Here is a 17816-nt window from a genome sequence, read left to right on the forward strand (position 1 = left end):
GAAAAGGTATATTTATGAGCAGATATGATACATTAAATGATATGCAGCAGATGGCTGTATTTCACACGGAAGGTCCATTGCTTATTCTTGCCGGTGCAGGAAGTGGAAAGACTAGAGTGCTTACACACAGAGCAGCTTATCTTATAGAAGAAAAGGGTGTTTCGCCATGGAATATTATGGCAATCACTTTTACAAATAAGGCCGCATCAGAAATGCGTGAAAGAATTAACAACATAGTTGGATTTGGTGCTGATCAGATATGGGTAAGTACATTCCATTCTACATGTGTACGAATTTTGAGGAGACATATTGAATTTTTAGGATATGATAATAGATTTACAATTTACGATGCAGATGATCAGAAGAGTCTGATAAAAGATATTGTAAAGAGAATGAATTTAGATTCTAAATTTTACAAAGAAAGAGCTGTGGCAGGAAAGATTTCTTCCTATAAAGATGAACTCATAAGTCCTGAACGTGCAATAGAGATAACAAAAGGTGATTTGAGAGAAAATACAGTTGCTAAGATTTATCTTGAATATCAGGTTCAGCTTAAGAAAAATAATGCTTTAGATTTTGATGATTTGATTGTAAAAACAGTAGAATTATTTAAGAAATATCCAGATGTGCTGGATTATTATCAGGAAAGATTTAAATACATTATGGTAGATGAGTATCAGGATACAAATACAGCACAGTTTCAGTTGATTCGCCTTCTTGCATCAAAATATAGAAATTTGTGCGTTGTAGGCGATGATGACCAATCAATTTATAAGTTTAGAGGAGCGAATATTACAAATATTCTCTCATTTGAAAAATATTTTGAAAATGCACGTGTTATCAAGTTAGAGCAGAATTACCGTTCTACAAAGAATATTTTAGCTGCCGCAAATGGAGTAATTGCAAACAATCAGGGAAGAAAAGACAAAACATTGTGGAGTGACAATGAAGAAGGAACGCAGATTGATTTGTATCAGGCGGAAGATGCTTATGATGAAGCTAATATGGTTGCAAAAGAAATTAGAAAAAAAGTGAATGCAGGAGACTATAAGTATAGTGATTTTGCGTGTCTGTATAGAACTAATGCTCAGTCAAGAACATTAGAAGAAAAACTTCTTTTGGCAAATGTTCCTTATAAGATTATCGGCGGACAGAATTTCTATCAGCGTAAAGAAATTAAAGACATTTTGTGCTATTTGAAAACAGTAAATAATTCTACGGATGATATTGCTGTAGCAAGAATTATTAATGTTCCAAAGAGAGGAATCGGAGCTACTTCTATTGGAAAGGCGCAGGCATATGCAGTTGACCATGACATTAATTTGTATAATGCGTTAGAACTTGCATATATGAATCCTGAACTTAGCAGAGCTTCAGCAAAGATTAAGAAATTTACTGATTTTATTGAAGAATTAAGAGAGTACAGTCAGGAGCATTCAATAAAAGAATTAGTAGATAAGATTATTGAAGATACAGGATATGTGACAGAACTCGTTTTGGAAAATACAGACGAAAGCAAGGCAAGAATCGAGAACATAGAAGAATTGATAAGTAAGGTTGTAGAATATGAATCAACAACAGAAAATCCGGATTTGGCAGGATTTCTTGAAGACGTTGCTTTGGTAGCGGACATAGATAGTCTTGATGAGGATAGTGACTATGTGGTCCTTATGACCATACATAGTGCAAAGGGACTTGAATTTCCTAATGTATTTTTATGTGGAATGGAAGAAGGATTATTTCCGGGAATTTCAGCAATTTGTGCCGAAGACCAAAGTGAAATTGAAGAAGAAAGACGTCTGTGTTATGTTGCAATTACAAGAGCAAAGGAAAATCTTGTAATTAGTTATGCAAAGAGACGTATGGTTCATGGAGAAACAAGATATAATATTATTTCACGATTTATAAAGGAAATACCAACACAGCTTATTAATAGTAAAAATGTAACAGACAGAGTCGCAGCAGGACAGATTCCTAAGAAAGAGGAATTTGGAAATGCGAGCAGAGCAAGTCAGAATGCATTTAGAAATAAGCCATTTAAGAAAACTTCGTATGGTGAACCTAGCACAAAACCTGCATTTGGTAAATCATTTACAATTACAAAACAGCCGGTTGATTATGTAGTTGGAGACAGAGTTAAACATATTAAGTTTGGTGAAGGAACAGTGCTTAATATTGAGGATGGCCCAAAAGATTATCAGGTTACGGTAGCATTTGACAAAGCAGGTCAGAAAATTATGATGGCTTCATTTGCAAAACTTAAAAAACTGTAGTAAAAACAGCACTAAAATGATATACTATTCTTATGAAATATAACTTGTAGTGAAAGGAGTACGGATATGGACGAATTAATCAAGGGAGTTAAGATTGGCAAGATTATTGGCAAAGAAGAAAAGAAGTCTGACGTAGTTAAGATAGTTGGAATCGTACTTGGAGTGCTTGCAGTAGTGGCAGCAATTGCCGGAGTAGCTTATGCAATTTACAATAAAATTACAGAAGATTATTATGATGACTTTGAAGATGATTTCGATGATTTATTTGAAGATGATGAAGAAGATGAAAGTGATTTTGTGGAAGAATAAATCGTTACGCCATAGTGAATGGCAGGTCATGTAGATTTGTTTTTTAAACAATAACCGATGAATAAGTTAAGTCCACATATAACAATTGGAATGTATAGCATTTGACCGAATTGTGTATGTGGACTTATTTTGTAATGATGTTTGAGGCAAAAGAACCAAATTATGAGCAAGCTCATGTGAGATTAAAATTAGTGATTTTGATGCCTACGGATTGTTCCGTGCTATGCACTCTCACAATCCTATCCAATATTCGCATATCGTGGGAATTATCCCACTTTTATGCTCATATTGTGCCCCTGGCATCATTAAAATATTAGCAGATAGAGGATAAATAAATGAAAAAAGGAATGGAATACCAGGGAGTGGTAGAGAAAATAGATTTTCCAAATAAAGGAACAGTAGATTGTGGTGAGAAAGGTGTAGCTTTAGTTAAAAGAACTATTCCGGGCCAAAAAGTAAGTTTTGTAGTTTCAAAGAAGCGTTCAGGCAAATGTGTTGGACGTTTAAAAGAAGTGCTTGAAAAGTCACCACTTGAAAATGCAGAACCACTTTGCCCACATTTTGCGGATTGTGGCGGATGTTCTTACCAGACAATGGATTATGAAAATCAGACTAATTTGAAAAAAGAAATGGTTAAGAATATTTTAGATGGAGTAATTACAAATAAAGATTATGAATTTGAAGGAATCCTCAAAAGCCCTGTTCAGTGGGAATACAGAAATAAGATGGAATTTTCATTTGGAGATGAATATAAAGATGGCCCTTTGGCATTGGGATTACATAAAAGAGACAGTTTCCACGATATTGTTACGGCAAAGGAATGTAAAATTGTAAATAAAGATTACAACAAAATTTTGACTTGTGTATTAGAACATTTTGCAGAAAGAAATGTAAAATTTTATCATAAAATGAGACACGAAGGATACCTTAGACATTTGGTTATTAGACGTGGTGTAAAGACAAATCAGATTATAATGAGTATTGTTACAACATCGGATGCAAACGGTGAGGCAGCGGCAGATTATAATATTTTAATTGATAAGTTATGTAAAATTCATTTGGAGTGTGAACTTAAAGGTGTGCTCCAGATTATAAATGATGGTTTGGCTGATGTGGTTCAAAGTGATGAGACAAGAGTACTTTATGGTGAAGATGTAATTTATGAAGAATTATTGGGACTTAGATTTAAGATTTCGACATTTTCATTTTTCCAGACAAATTCTTTAGGGGCTGAAGCTCTTTATTCAAAGGCAAGAGAGTATGTTGGAAGCACTAATGATAAAATGATATTTGACCTTTACAGCGGTACAGGAACAATTGCACAGATTCTTGCTCCTGTTGCAAAAAAAGTTGTAGGTGTTGAAATTGTTGCAGAGGCGGTAGAAGCTGCTAAAGAGAATGCTAAATTAAACGGACTTAATAACTGTGAATTTATTGCAGGGGATGTGTTAAAGGTCATTGATGATATTAAGGACAAGCCGGATTTAATAGTTCTTGACCCACCAAGGGATGGTATTCATCCAAAGGCTTTACAAAAGATAATTGATTTCGGCGTAGACAGAATTGTATATATTAGCTGTAAGCCAACGAGTCTTGCAAGGGATTTAGTAATTCTACAGGAGCAGGGATACAGGGTTGAAAAAGCGTGTGCGGTAGATATGTTCCCGCAGACCGTGCATGTGGAGACGGTGGCGCTGTTGTCCAAACTTTCTGATGCAAAGGATAATATCGAAGTAACGGTGGATATGGATGAAATAGATGTAACATCTGCTGAAAGTAAAGCAACTTATGAGGAGATTAAGAATTATGTGCTTAAGATATATGGTTTGAAGGTTTCGAATCTATATATTTCACAGATAAAAAGGAAATGTGGGATAGAGGTTGGAGAAAATTATAATCTGCCAAAGTCGGAAGGAAGTAGACAGCCTCAGTGTCCGATAGAGAAGGAAAAGGCAATTAGGGATGCACTGAAACATTTTGGAAGATTTAAAATATAAAGACGGTTGTAAATGAAAGTTCACATCACACAAGGAGGAAATATGGATATAAAAAAAACAGATGTTTTTGGTGGAATAGGTGTTTTAGTTATTCAGATGATTGCCAATGGAATATTATATGCTTTTCAAAAAGACAATATACATTTAGTCATAGGTATAGTATTTGCTCTAATTGTTTCTGTTTTTGTTGTGATTATTATTAGTTTAAATAGAAAGATTAAAAAACAAGAAGAGTACTATGATGAAAAGATTGAAAATTTAGGAATAGATGATTTAAAGAAAGAAAAAGAAGAATTGATTAAATCTATGGAATTTTTAAAGGAAAGAATATCAGATGTAGAGCACGAAAGGGATGACATAGAGCAAGAAATTGAAAGATTAGAACAAGAGTTGGAACTATTCAAAAATAAGTGTGAATATTACATAAATACAAATTCAGTTAATAGAAAGATATTATATTCGTTAAAGAATAACGAAAAATGTGAAAATACAGAATTACAAACATTAATCTCAGAAATAGAATATATTTTCAGAGATGATGTATTTTCAAAAACGGCAAAAATGAATACAAGCATTTTTCGAAAAGATAGGCAAGACTTATGTTCGATTTTAGTGTCTACTAAACATTCACCTGGGACGATAAATAAGTTGAGGTTAGATAAAGAGTCCTTGGTTGGAACGGCATTTTGTGAAAAAAGAGTTATTTATTGTGGTGATATAAATAATAGAAGACCAGATGTCCCATTTGTTGAGTTAAATGAAAATAGACAGTATCACTCTATATTGGCAATACCACTGATAGTTGATGATTCTACAGAGTTTGTTTTGGTTATAACATGTACAAAGATAAATTGTTTGCAAGAAACGTATAATAAATATCAAGATGTTATACAGAGATATTTAGAATTATTGTGCATTTTATTGTTTATATCTTCAGATAAGGAGGAAGTATAATGATAAGAAAAGAGAAGTTTTTAGAGATTCCTGAAAGAGAAATCCCTGTAAATATAATTCAATATGAAAAAGAGGATATTTTCCTATTACAAAAGTTGTTTTCTGACTGGATGAATTTGAATGAAAAAATAAAGAAAATAGGTGGTAGACCAAGTATTTTACCACCAGAATTTGTAGAGGCACTAGTAGCATATAAGATGGGATATTGGAAAATTGATGACATGCGTCTTGGCTTTGACTGCTTTGATCCTAATGCTCCAGAAGGAAGTAATCGTATTGAAATAAAGTATGCAACAGGACGAACCGATTTTTCAAGTTTCTCATCGGTAATTAAATGGGATAGATTGATTTTTGTGAAATTTTATAATGAATCACCGAAAGATTGTTATTTTGAAGTTTATGATATTGATATTCAAATGATACTTGAAGAATCAGAACATTTTGGTAGATATATGTATGATAGACGAGGAGTTAGACCACGTATTAGTGTTATTAAGGAACTAATTGAGCGCGGAATATATAGAGAGAAAAGGGAGTTCTCGTTGTTTTAGTGATAATTGTTTATATATAGAGATTTAATATGATTGTGAATGTAAAAAGGATGAAATAGAAATGTATGAGTTACATTTGTCTTCAGTTAATAACAAGGTTACTAATAAAGGAATGCGTTGGGGGGACGGATATGGATGGAAAGAAGTTTATAATTGACTGAGAAAAGGCAAATTTAGCGATGACATTTAGAATAAAATCGGAGTTACAGAGAAGATTAAATGCTCAATATGATAAAACAGATTAATATACTGCTTTTGTTAAAAAAGTTATCTCTATTTGATACAGCGGTGATTGTGTTCGAACTTTCTGATACAAAATACCATATTGAAGTCAAAGCGGATGTTGATGAAATAAATGTTATTTTGGCTACATACTATGGAAATATTGACAAGAGGTTTAGCTAGTTTTAATAGACGATTAAGATTCGAGAAAAATTGGTAACAAAGTACAGCTGTTGCTTTTTTTATGATATAAATAAATTCTAATATGCTACGAATTGGATGTTTGAAAAAATTGATTTGTCACTTATGTTAATAATATTATTGTAGTACCACTATGAAAAGTTGGAGGAACAAAGAAAAGGTAACAAAGCTTTTGTTAGAGATGTATTTGTTTGTTTTTATGAAGATGATTATAAGTTTGATTCAACATGTGGAATTTGGTTCCGAAACAAGCAAGCATATAAAATATTAAAGCATTTCGCAGGAATTATTACACCTGATTTTTTAACATATTATGATTTTCCAGATCCTTTGAAACGATGGAATACATATCGTATGAGAGCATTTGGATATTGGTATGGGAAATTATGTGGAAAACAGGTTATAAATAATGTTCGTGGTGATTTGGTTGATAGCTGGGAATATTGTTTTGATGGAATATCACAGAATAGTATTTTGGCGATAGGAACGGTTGCAAGTGATGTAAAAAAATTGTACTACCGTTCTACATTTGAGACATGGTTGGATGAAATGGTATTCATATTAAAGCCCAAAGTAATTCTTGTTTATGGCTCATCAAATTATGCTTGTTTTGATAGACTTAGGGAAAAAGGGATTCGTATAGTGACTTATCAAAGCAAAACTGCAAGGTTTTATGCTGGAGGTGAGTCAAATGAGTAAAGGATATAGTGGACTTTTTGACGGCATAGCTGTTGTGGAAACACGTATTATTCCAGGCAAAGATGGAGTTGTTACAGGAGGAAAATCATTAACACTTGGAAAAAATATGTTAGCTGAGATGAATGTATCAAAAGAAACAAAATGGTCGGGATATCAGGCACAACATATTATCCCATCTGATATTAAAAATCATCCGGTGATTCAAAAAATTGGAATGGATCCAGATGATGCGAGTAATGGTATATTTTTACGAGTTCCAAGTAAAGATATCAGTGTTAAATCAAGGCATAGAGGATATCATTCTGTCTATTCACAGTTTGTTAGGCAAGAATTAGATAAGATAGGGACAGAAGGAAGTTATGTTTCTATTCAACGAAAAGTACTAAGGTTACAGCATAATTTGAAAAAGTTGCAGGAGAAAGGTTTACCACTCTATTCATCTGAAGGAGCGACAATAGAATTATGGAATAAACAAATGGAAAAACTAAAATGAAAGGATGTAGCAAGGTGAAAAAAGAATTAATATCAGAATTAATTTATAATAAAGACATACAGGGAACAATGGATTATTTAATGAAATGTAGCGATGCAGAAGATTTACAGTTGTATGCGTATAATTACAATTGGTCTAATGGTTTTGAAATACCAAACATAATAATTAATAATTCTAATTGTTCAATGAGTACAGCATTATATATTTTTTATGCAGCTGATGGATTTAAATATTTAATGGAAAAAACAGTGGATACAAATATGGAAGAATGGAAGATATTTATTGAAAATTTGCATTCAAAAATAATAATGAAAAGTTTTGTCAACAAGGATATAGCTTTTCAGGTTCCGCTTACAAAAATACAGGTATTCAAGCTAAAAAAAGTAATAGATGATAAAGAAACAATTTTTTTAGAAAACCATAGCGGAATAGATTGCAATATTGATTTATAATTAATAGTGTTTTAAAACAAAGATAATCAAAGATATTTGTCACAATATATCTAGGTTAATGTATAAAAACGCAGAAAGGACACACGATAAATATTAGTTAAGAATCAAAGAAAAAAGGACAACCCTGGGACCCGAAGTCCCAAGGATTAAGTAATAATTATGAAAAAACTGTTGTTTTACGGTGTAAACTTTTGGTAAAAGGTTTTAGGAGAATTCCTAACAAGATGCAATTGTATATACAAATGCGTATCTTGCAAAAGACATCACACCTCATTTGTTGCCATATTTAATTACATATAAGTACATTTAAATACTTAGAAAAACAATCATATATGATATAAAATAATGAAATTCGACCAAGATAGAATTCGACAAAAGATTTTTTTAGTACTAAAATATTTTTTAGAAGTTCAAATGGGTTGAAAGCTGATGAATTAATATAAAATTTAATAATAAAAGCCTTATTATAAACAGTAGTTCAAAAGACTAGCTGTTTATGGATAAGGCTTTTTTTATTGTCGAAAGGAAGGTGTGAGAGAGTGAATCAATATATAAAAAGGGAAACAAAAATAGAAAACTATGACCCATGTCCAAGATTTTTGTCAAAAATGAAGGTTTCGCCAATAGCAAAACTCGTATACACAACATTATTGGGTAGAACTTTTTTATCAAGGAAAAACGGACTAAAGGATGAAAATGGGAATGTATATGTAATTTATCCGGTAAGAGCATTAGCAAAATACATAGGTAGGACGGAACCTGTGATATATGGTGCACTAAGTGAGTTGGAAGTGTTGGATTTAATTGAAAGAAAAAAAGTCCATAACGGAATGGCAAATCATATTTATGTAAAATTCCCGGATAAAAAAGAGAATGTAAGACTGAATGCAAAAAAGGTTTATGAAACTACTAAAGAAGATATTAGTGGAGTACCAAAGAACTCTGAAGACAACCCATTAAGTAGTTTTAATACTAATAAAAGTATTAAAAAAGAAACTAATAAATATTTAAGTAAATACGAAAAAGAAGGAAGGTTATAACAATGGCAAATAGTAAGTTAAATAAAATAGTAACAAAAGTTATGGACGATATACAGGATGGTACAACAAAGTGTGAGCATTGTCCGTACTGTGGAGAAAAAATTATTTACACAAAAAACAAAATTACAGGGAATATGGTTCCATGCAGATGCAAATGTGAAGAAAAAAGAGAGGAAGAAGAGGAAAAGAGAAGAATTGAAGAAGAAAGAAAAAATCTGATTATAAAGGCAAAGTATGAATGCTTTAATCATAAGAGTATGTGGAAACAAACTTTTGAGAAATACAATGGTCTTAATGCCAAGATGTATGTTGCAAAAGATTATGTCGCAAATTGGGAGAAAATGTATGAACATAACTGAGGGTTAATGTTGATTGGAAATGTTGGAACAGGTAAATCATACATGGCAAGTGCCATTGCAAATGCTCTAATTGAAAAGGGAGTAAAAGTAAAATTTACAAGCTTTATTGAAATAACCAATGACATTTTCAGTGCAAGTGATAAAACAAAATATGTTAAAAGTCTTAATAAATATGATTTGTTAATTATTGATGATGTTGGTACAGAAAGAAACACAGAATATACACTGGAAAATATTTATTGGGTTATCGATGAAAGAGTGAGTGAGGGAAAGCCATTAATTATAACAACCAATACAGACATAGATAAAAAAGAAAATGATGAAAATTTTAATAGAAGACGTATCAATAGTCGAATAAGAAATGTTTGTATTCCTGTAGATATTCCTAATTATAACATTAGAGAAATAATGTCAAAGAAACATAATGAAACGTGTGCTGAAATCTTTTGGAATGGAGGCGGGTCAAATGGAAAAGAGTAAAGACGATATATGGTGTGGATTATCCAAGTTTCTTAGTGAAATTATAGAAAAGTATGCCGAAAATTTAGAAAAAGATTTAAGAGGAAAAAATAGCACATCAATAATTACTGTTAGAAAAATATATAAAAAGTATATATCTATAGAGTTATTACAAAAAAAGAGACACATTGATATTGACTATTATGTTAGCTAGTATTAATATGAACGTAAAAACGTGCATAAAATGGAGTCAAATATGATAATAAGTGAAAGAATTTTTGAAATAATGAAGGAACAGAAAATGAGTCAAAGAGAACTCTCAAGGAGAACCGGGATAACAATCAGTACAATTAGCGATTGGAATACCAAGAAGTCGAATCCGGCTTCTGATAAGTTATTGGTTATTAGTGAGGCTTTGGGGGTTTCTGTAGAAGAATTACTTACAGGTTCAGAAACGTTTAAAGAAAATTTATCAGAGGATATTGATTATAAAAATGTTGAGGATCATAAGATTTTGGAAGATTACCATAAGTTATCTAAAAGTCAGCAGATGCGTTTATTAAAATACATGAAAAGATTAGGGGAAATGAATGGAGAAAAATAAGAACATAAGCGTAATTAAGGATTTAAATGGAAAAGATATTGTTTTGATTAATGATATTAAATTTAAGGGCAAACGTTCTATTAATTGGGATGATGTCAAGGAATATTTGAAAGAATCAGTTGGTGAATTTTATATAATACTTGAAACAGGAGATGTCATATACATTGGAGCTGATTTGCCGGATGAATATACTGGTTCAAATGATACATATGGGTTAAAAGGAACAAATGCCAAGGCAAAGGCTAATGCTTCACAAGGTATTGGGGAAATGATAGAAATTGCTACAGACTCTAAATTTATAATTAATAAAAAGGATAAGCATAAAATTGATGCGGCTAATGGCTGGTATAGATTTGATTCACGTTTTGCTTTACCGGTATTTGATGAGAATGGAGAAATAGAAAGGTATAATGTTTTTCATGTCTTCCTGATAGTTAGACATGATGCCAACGGTAAGAAATATTTGTACGATGTTATAAAAACAAAAAAAGAAACGAGCAACCCGCTTAGCTACTGACAAGTCAGCACGTACGGTATAAAAACCCATTTCTTAATACAAAGGGTACTATTTATTAGTGAAAATGTCAAGGAGAAAAATTGTGAATAATAAAAAAACAAAGGTTTATATATATACTCGTGTTTCTACAGTTATGCAGATAGATGGTTATTCATTGGAAGCTCAGAAAAATAAAATGAAAAATTATGCTGAATTTAATGATTTTAAGATTGCAGGAGAATATGAAGATGCAGGAAAGTCAGGGAAGTCCATTGAGGGAAGAATGGGATTCAATCAGATGATTGAGGACATAAAAAGTGGAAAACTTTTAATCTCTGTTTTGTCTGCGGTTGCAGAAATAGAAAGAGAAAATATCATTGAACAGACAATGAATGGACGGAGAGAAAAAGCACGACAAGGTGGGTGGAATGGTGGATTTGCACCATACGGATATTATCTGAAAGACAATCAGCTCTTGATAGAAGAAACGGAAGCTGAAGCAATCAGAATTATATTTGATAAATTTGCTAATTCTGATATAGTACTTGGCGGAGTAGCAAAATATCTTAATCTTCAAGGTATAAAGAAGATACCTCGTCAGAACGGCACATTGGAAACTTGGAGCAGTCATTTTATACGGTTGATATTAGACAATCCTGTTTATTGTGGAAAGATTGTTTATGGCAGAAGAACACGAGAAAAGGTAAAAGGTACAAAAAATGAATATAAGCAGGTTCATGCAGAGGATTACATTCTGGAAGATGGACAACATGAAGGAATTATCAGCGAGAAATTGTGGCAAAAGGTTCACGCAAAGCGTATGGCAACAGGAATTAAACAGCCATCCAAAATCGGTAAGGATAGGTCACACCTTTTGACGGGGATATTAAAGTGTCCCCTTTGTGGAAGTTTAATGTATACGAACAAACACGCTTGGACAAATAAAGACGGCACATACAAAGAGGTTTACTATTATATTTGTGGTAGAAATAAGCAGGAGCGAGGACATCATTGTGATTATAAAGCATCGCTAAGAAAAACAGATATTGAGCCACTTGTAATTGAAGCTATTAAGGAATTGGTAAGCGATAAGTATTTTGCAAAAGAGATTGAAAAGCGTATTGGCGTACAGACCGATACAACAGCTATTGATAAGGAACTTGCCAATTACGAGAGTAAGCTGAAAGAAGTAGATTTGAATAAAGCCCGTCTGGAACGAGAGATTGATAATCTGCCTATTGATGCTCGTTTCAGAGAAAGGAAAATCCACGACATGACTTTAAGACTTGATGCCTTGTATGATACGATTGTAGAGTTGGAAGAACGGATTGAAGATGCAAAGCTGAGAAAAAGTTCTATCGAAATGGAAACAATCACTCTGGACAATATTTACAAGCTTATGCTGAATTTCGGAAAGCTCTATGATATAATAAGTGACGAGGAAAAGAAAAGCCTTATTACTTATCTTATAAAAGAAATTCAGATATATCCAAATGGGGAGTCAGAGCAGCCTTTGAAGTCGATAGAGTTTAATTTCCCAATATATCGGGATGGTCAAGAGGTAAGGCGGCTCTTGTGGGAAAAAGGTAATACCGTTGAAACGGTTGTTAAATTATCCCTCAAAAAAGATACCCCTAAGATTGAGGTTACAATGGAGCCTGAGGAAGAGAGTAATTATACACCAGAAGAAAAAGCTACATATCCGAAGATTAAGGAATATGTGAAGAACAAGTATGGTGTGAATGTGCATACTTCTTACATTGCACAGGTTAAGCGGATGTGTGGACTGGATATGGTCGAGAACTATAATAAGTCCAAGAAAGAGAATCCAGAAGTGAAGCAATGTCCGCAGGAAAAGGTGGAGTATATTAAGGATGCGTTGAGATACTTTAATGAGATATAAATGGCAATAAGATAAGAGGTAATAATGGAAATATCAGTATATTTGAAAGATTATGTGGAAAAATTAAAAAAAGATAAAATGAAACCATTTTATAATAAGAAAAATAATAATTTTGAAATAGATAATATTTATGATTATCTCAAAATCATAGATATCTTGCAAAATGAAAAAGAAAAAGACAGGAATGCAGTGTTTAAAGAATTTTATTATAGAGGCGTTTCAAATAGTGAATGGGAATTATTGCCTAGTTTAGCTGTTAATGACTTAGAGTTTTATGAGCCTGTTATGATTGAAGAATTTAAAAAAGCATATCCCTCGGAATTTGATGTAAAAGATGATTTTGAAATAATTGCCAAAATGCAACATTATGGTTTACCTACAAGATTGTTAGATTTTACGTCAAATCCCCTAGTGTCGCTATATTTTTCGTGTAGTGATATTCAGCAAAAGGAAAAAGATGGAAAAGTGATAGTTGCTTTGCCAAGAAAAAATCTATATGATGGGTTGGATGAATATAGAGATTTGATATATAAAGCCCATGACCAAAGTTTTTTATTGAGTTGGTTGGAAGAGAACCCAGGTAATTTGTATACATATTTAGGAATGGTATATGTACCAAATTCTTTGTTTTTCAAAACCCCAAGTTATATTACAGAAAGAGAAAAAAGACAAAGTTCTGTTTTTATGCTTTTTGCGAATAGCATAGTTGATGTAGAAAAGGATACTTGTATATCAGATGAAGAAGCTGCATATATAATTTTAGAGGGAGAAGAGTATTATAAGAAGCACTACGGAAGTGAAAAATCTATCTTTAAATTACATCCAACATTGAAACGTTTATCGAAACAACAATATCAAATGAATTTTACAGAAGTTATCATTCCTAAAAAAGTAAAGAAAGATATTTTAAGACAATTGTCTAATATAGGGATAAGCAAAAGTTATTTGTTTCCAGAAATGGAATATACTGCGGAGTATATAAAAAATAAATACATTTTTGGAACACAAAGATTGATAAATGGAAATTTTGATGCTGATTATGAATTATAAGTATATTAAATTAGTAGACATTGAGGGTGATTTATTTATTGAAAAAACTGACTTAAAGCTATGTTAATTTTATATTTAAATGTTATTAGAAGGGAAGGTTGAAATACACCTTCTTTTTTTATACCCATTTTTAAGGAGGTGGTGCCAAAAAGTATACAAAAATACTGGAACGTTTCGTAAAGAGATGTCCATACATTTCGGGACTGTTTAGCAGTCCTTTTTTTGTAGTTTCAAAAAGTACACATTTCAGGACTAAGGAAGGAGCAAATAATCATGAAGAGATATGGTTATCACAGAACAAGTACAAGAGAACAGCATTTAGACAGAGGTATCAAGGAGATTACAGCCTATTGTGAGCATAACAATCTGGAACTGGAAAAGATATTTACTGATCAGCAGACAGGAAAGAATTTTAATCGTCCAAGATATCAGGTATTAAAAGAGGATGTATTAAGAACTGGTGACGAGTTGATTATTACTGAGGTAGACAGGCTTGGCAGAAATAAGCAGGAGACATTAAAGAAATTGCAGTATTACGCAGAGAGCAGGAACGATGAGTATAAATATGCAGAACTTGCAACGCAGGAGGATTTCGACAAGTTTTAATGGTAATAATTATTAATAATATGTTATACTCAAATCAGTAAGGCGGTGATTATATGGTTAATAGCCATTTTATTCCTCAACTCATTTTGAGACATTTTTGTGAAGACGAAAAAATCCAGTATTATGATTTGAGTTCAGGAAATATAGAGTCCAGGAGTACCAAATCAGTATTTTCCGAAAAAGGGTATTATCCTGAGAATATTGAGAAAGACTTATGTCACAAGATAGAGGTTCAGTTTGCTAATATATTGAACAACAAAATTCTTAAAGAAAACTACAATATTGCTTTAACATCAGAGGACTTATTAACAATAAAGAAGTACTTAATTATTACGACTTTAAGAGTTAAGGATGAAAATATGGAGCATAATCTCTGGTATAAGACCTTAAAAAGAGATGGATTTATTTTTGAGAATGACCCGTTTAAGAATATAATCAGTGGTGATTTCTACGAAAACATGAATAAGATTTTAGAATGTCAAAATAAGGAAGAGTTAGTTAGGATAGCAAATAAGGGCGAGAACATTAATCTTTTTAATTATGTGAGAGATGTTGTTTTTTCGTATAATGTATTTGTAAGAACAAACAATAGTAAAGAGGATTTAATTATTACTGATAGAGGGTGGGCTGCATATATGGGGCCTATTGGTGTAAGAAAGATGAACGCACTAATGCAAAGTGGTCGGTTTGAAGATGCTATGTTGCTTCAAATGGTATCACCGCAAGATTATGGGATATTTCCTTTATCAAGAAATATGGCAATAATTACAATGAGTCCTGCATATAAACAGCACTTAAAGGGTTCAGGTACAAGGATAATATATCCGCCACATGCCCCAACTTTATCTGCGTGTTTGGGATTTGGGAGTGAAGATACGATAGAACCACCTACAAATAAATTTTTAAAATCTGGTGTGATGGTGTATCAGTATAAAATTAAACAGTTAGTAAAAAGAGATGTCATCTTTTTGAATTCATTGTTACTAGATTATGCGAATCAGTTTTTTGGCTATGCAAATGCGGATAAAGTAAGATTAAGTTTGAAGGAAAAGAATATTGATATTTAGTTGAGAGCATCAATCCTTAAGTGGGTTGGTGCTTTTTCTTGCTCGGAGAAATCCGAGCATTTTTTATGTCAAAATTTAGGAGGAGGTGAGCGGTGTGGCAAGCAGAATACAGGGAATTACAGTAGAAATTGGTGGGGATACCACCAAGCTTCAGAATGCTCTTAAAGGTGTGAACGGACAGATAAGGTCTACCCAGTCACAGCTTAGTGATGTCAAGATTGTCTGCGGCAGCACTTATTCCAGAGTTAAGTACACCACGAGAGCTGGTACGGCAATAACTAAATGGCGCTGCGGTTCATGCAATAAAACAAATGGACACAAGATTTGCAGCAACAGGTATGTTACGGATGAGACTTTCAAGAAGCTATTTGTTATGAGCTGGAATGAGATAGTGGAGAAGCAGACTAATTACCAGGAAAGTTGGCAAGACAGTATTAAAGGTGATGATGTTCTTTTAAGATATAAGACTAGGTTGGTAATGCAGCACGCGGCAGCAGGGACAATAAATGAGTTCAATCTAGAGCTTATGCTGGCGGTAATGGACCACATAACAGTGTTTGAAGATGGCAGGCTTCAGATAAAGTTTTATGATGGAACAGAGTTTGAAGTAGAAACGGAATAAGGGAGTAGAGTTAAATGGCCGATAGGTGAACCGAGAGTGGTTTGCTTACCGGCTTTTTTGTTTTACAAAATAAAAAAAGTTTCTTTTTGACAAAATATTTGTCAATGTATAATATATAAACATAAGGAGGTGCCAATATGAATGAAATAGAAAGATTACAGGATAATTTATTATTGATAAGACGCGCCGCTGGGTGGACTGCTGAGGAGTTTGGCGAAAAGATCGGTGTTACAAGACAGACAATTAATAATCTTGAGGCAAAAAGAAATAAGCTAAATAAAACTCAGTATATTGCTATGAGAGCAGTAATCGAAGCAGAGATGGCAAAGGCACCAGAAGAAACAGAAATGCTGGGGTGCATATTAGAAGTGTTTGTAGACAACCCTGAGAATTATAATGAGAAGGATAAAGAGGAATTGTTGGCAAAGGCGAATATGCTTACACCATCAATTCTTGCAGGAACAACTTCTAGAAAAGCGGTATCTAAAGAGCTGATGGGAGCTGCAGGCGCAATGGGATTAGCGGTCGCAATGGTAAATCCAGTCGTTGCAGTTGGCGCTGCAGTTGCAGGAGGCTGGCTGGCAAAAATCTTAAAAGAAAAGGAGTAGCTATATGGGAGAATATATTAAAAAGAAAAAAGACATGAACTTTCAATCAGTTGATTCGTTACAATCAGTTGTTAATGTTGTAAACGAAGCTGCGGCTGCTTTAAATGATAAGAAGAGAACAATAAAGGAGAGTGCTATCCCGGAGGTTCTTTCAGGTGCATTGGGTGCAGGTATCGGTGGAATAGGTTCTTTTGCTGCGTTATATGGACTTGGTACAGTCGGACTTTCAGCAGCAGGAATAACATCTGGATTAGCCGCAGCAGGTAGTATTGTCGGTGGAGGAATGGTTGCAGGAGTTTTTGTTTTGGCAGCTCCAGCAGTTGTACTAGCAGCCGGCGGAGTAGGTGTTGCTTCACACTTGAAAAATAAACAGTTGAAGCAGGAAAAGGAAAGATTATATCAGGAAGCATTGAGGCAGCATGAGGCTATTATTAAAGCATTAAAGGAAGAAGTTAATGCTGATAAGGAGAGACTGGATTACTTGAAAAGTCTTAATATTTTATTGCAGAGGGCAGTTGAAGACTTACAGCATGATTTAGGTGTAGCATAGGAGGTGTTTTATGTCAGATTACGAAATAAGTAATGTTGATCCTAATCAAGAATTAGCAGGACAAGGCTCTGATAATTTTTGGTTGATAGCTGCAATTGGCCTTGGACTTACAACTATTGGGATTGGCATAAAAGATTTCTTTACCAGTAGAAAACTTAAACAAGAAAGAGAGAAGAATAAACTATATCAGGAGGCTTTAAAAAAGCATCAAGCTCAAATAAATGAACTGAAAAATGAAAAGGAGCGTCGTGAGTATAGGGACAGGCTCTGGGCAGAAATTCAAGCTGAAATGGAGGAATAG

23 protein-coding genes are annotated in these 17816 nt (G+C 33.1%); all 23 read left to right on the top strand.

Translation table 11 applies throughout. The annotated features are described in order from the left end of the window. The first annotated feature begins 14 nt into the window (after positions 1-14). The 23 genes from pcrA (at position 15) to DWX29_RS08625 (ending at position 17816) form a co-directional block, all read left to right on the top strand. Positions 15-2273: a DNA helicase PcrA gene (gene pcrA / locus DWX29_RS08520; RefSeq protein WP_118565626.1), complete on the top strand. Its 2259-nt coding sequence runs from the start codon at positions 15-17 to the stop codon at positions 2271-2273. A 66-nt stretch (positions 2274-2339) separates the two neighbouring features. After that, positions 2340-2582 carry a hypothetical protein gene (locus tag DWX29_RS08525; RefSeq protein WP_022088953.1) on the top strand — a complete coding sequence of 81 codons (243 nt, stop codon included), beginning with the start codon at positions 2340-2342 and terminating at the stop codon, positions 2580-2582. 335 nt (positions 2583-2917) lie between these two features. Then, positions 2918-4579, top strand: a complete 1662-nt coding sequence (rlmD, locus tag DWX29_RS08530) for a 23S rRNA (uracil(1939)-C(5))-methyltransferase RlmD (protein WP_118565627.1) — start codon at positions 2918-2920, stop codon at positions 4577-4579. Positions 4580-4621: 42 nt separating this feature from the next. Beyond that, the gene (locus tag DWX29_RS08535) at positions 4622-5533 is read left to right on the top strand and encodes a hypothetical protein (RefSeq protein ID WP_118565628.1); all 912 of its coding nucleotides are present in this window, start codon (positions 4622-4624) and stop codon (positions 5531-5533) included. Then, the gene (locus DWX29_RS08540; RefSeq protein WP_118565629.1) at positions 5533-6084 is read left to right on the top strand and encodes a Bsp6I family type II restriction endonuclease; all 552 of its coding nucleotides are present in this window, start codon (positions 5533-5535) and stop codon (positions 6082-6084) included. Before DWX29_RS08535 ends, DWX29_RS08540 begins: the two co-directional genes overlap by 1 nt. A 219-nt stretch (positions 6085-6303) precedes the next feature. After that, positions 6304-6489 carry a hypothetical protein gene (locus tag DWX29_RS12685; RefSeq protein ID WP_118565630.1) on the top strand — a complete coding sequence of 62 codons (186 nt, stop codon included), beginning with the start codon at positions 6304-6306 and terminating at the stop codon, positions 6487-6489. Between the two features lie 159 nt (positions 6490-6648). After that, the gene (locus DWX29_RS08550; protein WP_118565631.1) at positions 6649-7206 is read left to right on the top strand and encodes a DUF4417 domain-containing protein; all 558 of its coding nucleotides are present in this window, start codon (positions 6649-6651) and stop codon (positions 7204-7206) included. Beyond that, a complete protein-coding gene (locus DWX29_RS08555; RefSeq protein ID WP_158574523.1) occupies positions 7199-7699 on the top strand; it encodes an AHH domain-containing protein in 501 nt (166 codons plus the stop codon). The genes DWX29_RS08550 and DWX29_RS08555 overlap by 8 nt, the downstream gene beginning before the upstream one ends. Positions 7700-7713: 14 nt before the next feature. After that, entirely contained in the window at positions 7714-8151 is a 438-nt protein-coding gene (locus tag DWX29_RS08560) for a DUF4274 domain-containing protein (RefSeq protein ID WP_158574524.1), read from the top strand. A 539-nt stretch (positions 8152-8690) separates the two neighbouring features. Beyond that, positions 8691-9191, top strand: a complete 501-nt coding sequence (locus tag DWX29_RS08565) for a replication initiator protein A (RefSeq protein WP_118565634.1) — start codon at positions 8691-8693, stop codon at positions 9189-9191. A 2-nt stretch (positions 9192-9193) separates the two neighbouring features. Continuing rightward, on the top strand, positions 9194-9550 hold the full coding sequence (locus DWX29_RS08570) for a hypothetical protein (protein WP_118565635.1): 357 nt from the start codon (positions 9194-9196) through the stop codon (positions 9548-9550). A gap of 6 nt (positions 9551-9556) precedes the next feature. Then, complete coding sequence (locus DWX29_RS08575) at positions 9557-10030, top strand: ATP-binding protein (protein WP_118565636.1); 474 nt, start codon at positions 9557-9559, stop codon at positions 10028-10030. After that, positions 10017-10223 carry a hypothetical protein gene (locus DWX29_RS08580; RefSeq protein WP_118565637.1) on the top strand — a complete coding sequence of 69 codons (207 nt, stop codon included), beginning with the start codon at positions 10017-10019 and terminating at the stop codon, positions 10221-10223. The genes DWX29_RS08575 and DWX29_RS08580 overlap by 14 nt, the downstream gene beginning before the upstream one ends. Positions 10224-10265: 42 nt before the next feature. Further along, a complete protein-coding gene (locus DWX29_RS12955) occupies positions 10266-10613 on the top strand; it encodes a helix-turn-helix transcriptional regulator (protein WP_243053248.1) in 348 nt (115 codons plus the stop codon). After that, the gene (locus tag DWX29_RS12960) at positions 10600-11130 is read left to right on the top strand and encodes a hypothetical protein (RefSeq protein WP_243053249.1); all 531 of its coding nucleotides are present in this window, start codon (positions 10600-10602) and stop codon (positions 11128-11130) included. The genes DWX29_RS12955 and DWX29_RS12960 overlap by 14 nt, the downstream gene beginning before the upstream one ends. An 82-nt stretch (positions 11131-11212) precedes the next feature. Next, positions 11213-13012 (top strand): recombinase family protein, encoded by a 1800-nt coding sequence (locus tag DWX29_RS08590; RefSeq protein WP_347497669.1) that lies wholly within the window; start codon positions 11213-11215, stop codon positions 13010-13012. A gap of 24 nt (positions 13013-13036) precedes the next feature. Next, a complete protein-coding gene (locus DWX29_RS08595) occupies positions 13037-14062 on the top strand; it encodes an FRG domain-containing protein (RefSeq protein WP_118565638.1) in 1026 nt (341 codons plus the stop codon). Positions 14063-14335: 273 nt separating this feature from the next. After that, on the top strand, positions 14336-14668 hold the full coding sequence (locus tag DWX29_RS08600) for a recombinase family protein (RefSeq protein WP_118565639.1): 333 nt from the start codon (positions 14336-14338) through the stop codon (positions 14666-14668). Between the two features lie 53 nt (positions 14669-14721). Then, complete coding sequence (locus tag DWX29_RS08605) at positions 14722-15735, top strand: DUF4238 domain-containing protein (protein ID WP_118565640.1); 1014 nt, start codon at positions 14722-14724, stop codon at positions 15733-15735. 94 nt (positions 15736-15829) lie between these two features. Beyond that, positions 15830-16357 carry a hypothetical protein gene (locus DWX29_RS12815; RefSeq protein WP_199663688.1) on the top strand — a complete coding sequence of 176 codons (528 nt, stop codon included), beginning with the start codon at positions 15830-15832 and terminating at the stop codon, positions 16355-16357. Between the two features lie 137 nt (positions 16358-16494). Beyond that, positions 16495-16965 carry a helix-turn-helix transcriptional regulator gene (locus DWX29_RS08615; protein WP_118565641.1) on the top strand — a complete coding sequence of 157 codons (471 nt, stop codon included), beginning with the start codon at positions 16495-16497 and terminating at the stop codon, positions 16963-16965. Positions 16966-16969: 4 nt separating this feature from the next. Continuing rightward, complete coding sequence (locus DWX29_RS08620; RefSeq protein WP_118391183.1) at positions 16970-17515, top strand: hypothetical protein; 546 nt, start codon at positions 16970-16972, stop codon at positions 17513-17515. Positions 17516-17525: 10 nt separating this feature from the next. Further along, a complete protein-coding gene (locus DWX29_RS08625; RefSeq protein WP_118565642.1) occupies positions 17526-17816 on the top strand; it encodes a hypothetical protein in 291 nt (96 codons plus the stop codon).

The organism is Eubacterium sp. AF19-12LB (genome assembly GCF_003479125.1).
Taxonomy (GTDB): Bacteria; Bacillota; Clostridia; order Lachnospirales; family Lachnospiraceae; genus Eubacterium_U; species Eubacterium_U album.

Coding starts and splice junctions, on each gene's coding strand:
- pcrA (WP_118565626.1), top strand. CDS start 15: ATGAGCAGATATGATACATTAAATGATATGCAGCAGATGGCTGTATTT.
- DWX29_RS08615 (WP_118565641.1), top strand. CDS start 16,495: ATGAATGAAATAGAAAGATTACAGGATAATTTATTATTGATAAGACGC.
- DWX29_RS08605 (WP_118565640.1), top strand. CDS start 14,722: ATGGTTAATAGCCATTTTATTCCTCAACTCATTTTGAGACATTTTTGT.
- DWX29_RS08570 (WP_118565635.1), top strand. CDS start 9,194: ATGGCAAATAGTAAGTTAAATAAAATAGTAACAAAAGTTATGGACGAT.
- DWX29_RS08625 (WP_118565642.1), top strand. CDS start 17,526: ATGTCAGATTACGAAATAAGTAATGTTGATCCTAATCAAGAATTAGCA.
- DWX29_RS08620 (WP_118391183.1), top strand. CDS start 16,970: ATGGGAGAATATATTAAAAAGAAAAAAGACATGAACTTTCAATCAGTT.
- DWX29_RS08595 (WP_118565638.1), top strand. CDS start 13,037: ATGGAAATATCAGTATATTTGAAAGATTATGTGGAAAAATTAAAAAAA.
- DWX29_RS08555 (WP_158574523.1), top strand. CDS start 7,199: ATGAGTAAAGGATATAGTGGACTTTTTGACGGCATAGCTGTTGTGGAA.
- DWX29_RS12960 (WP_243053249.1), top strand. CDS start 10,600: ATGGAGAAAAATAAGAACATAAGCGTAATTAAGGATTTAAATGGAAAA.
- DWX29_RS08580 (WP_118565637.1), top strand. CDS start 10,017: ATGGAAAAGAGTAAAGACGATATATGGTGTGGATTATCCAAGTTTCTT.
- DWX29_RS08525 (WP_022088953.1), top strand. CDS start 2,340: ATGGACGAATTAATCAAGGGAGTTAAGATTGGCAAGATTATTGGCAAA.
- DWX29_RS12685 (WP_118565630.1), top strand. CDS start 6,304: ATGCTCAATATGATAAAACAGATTAATATACTGCTTTTGTTAAAAAAG.
- DWX29_RS08575 (WP_118565636.1), top strand. CDS start 9,557: ATGTTGATTGGAAATGTTGGAACAGGTAAATCATACATGGCAAGTGCC.
- DWX29_RS08535 (WP_118565628.1), top strand. CDS start 4,622: ATGGATATAAAAAAAACAGATGTTTTTGGTGGAATAGGTGTTTTAGTT.
- DWX29_RS12955 (WP_243053248.1), top strand. CDS start 10,266: ATGATAATAAGTGAAAGAATTTTTGAAATAATGAAGGAACAGAAAATG.
- DWX29_RS08600 (WP_118565639.1), top strand. CDS start 14,336: ATGAAGAGATATGGTTATCACAGAACAAGTACAAGAGAACAGCATTTA.
- DWX29_RS08540 (WP_118565629.1), top strand. CDS start 5,533: ATGATAAGAAAAGAGAAGTTTTTAGAGATTCCTGAAAGAGAAATCCCT.
- rlmD (WP_118565627.1), top strand. CDS start 2,918: ATGAAAAAAGGAATGGAATACCAGGGAGTGGTAGAGAAAATAGATTTT.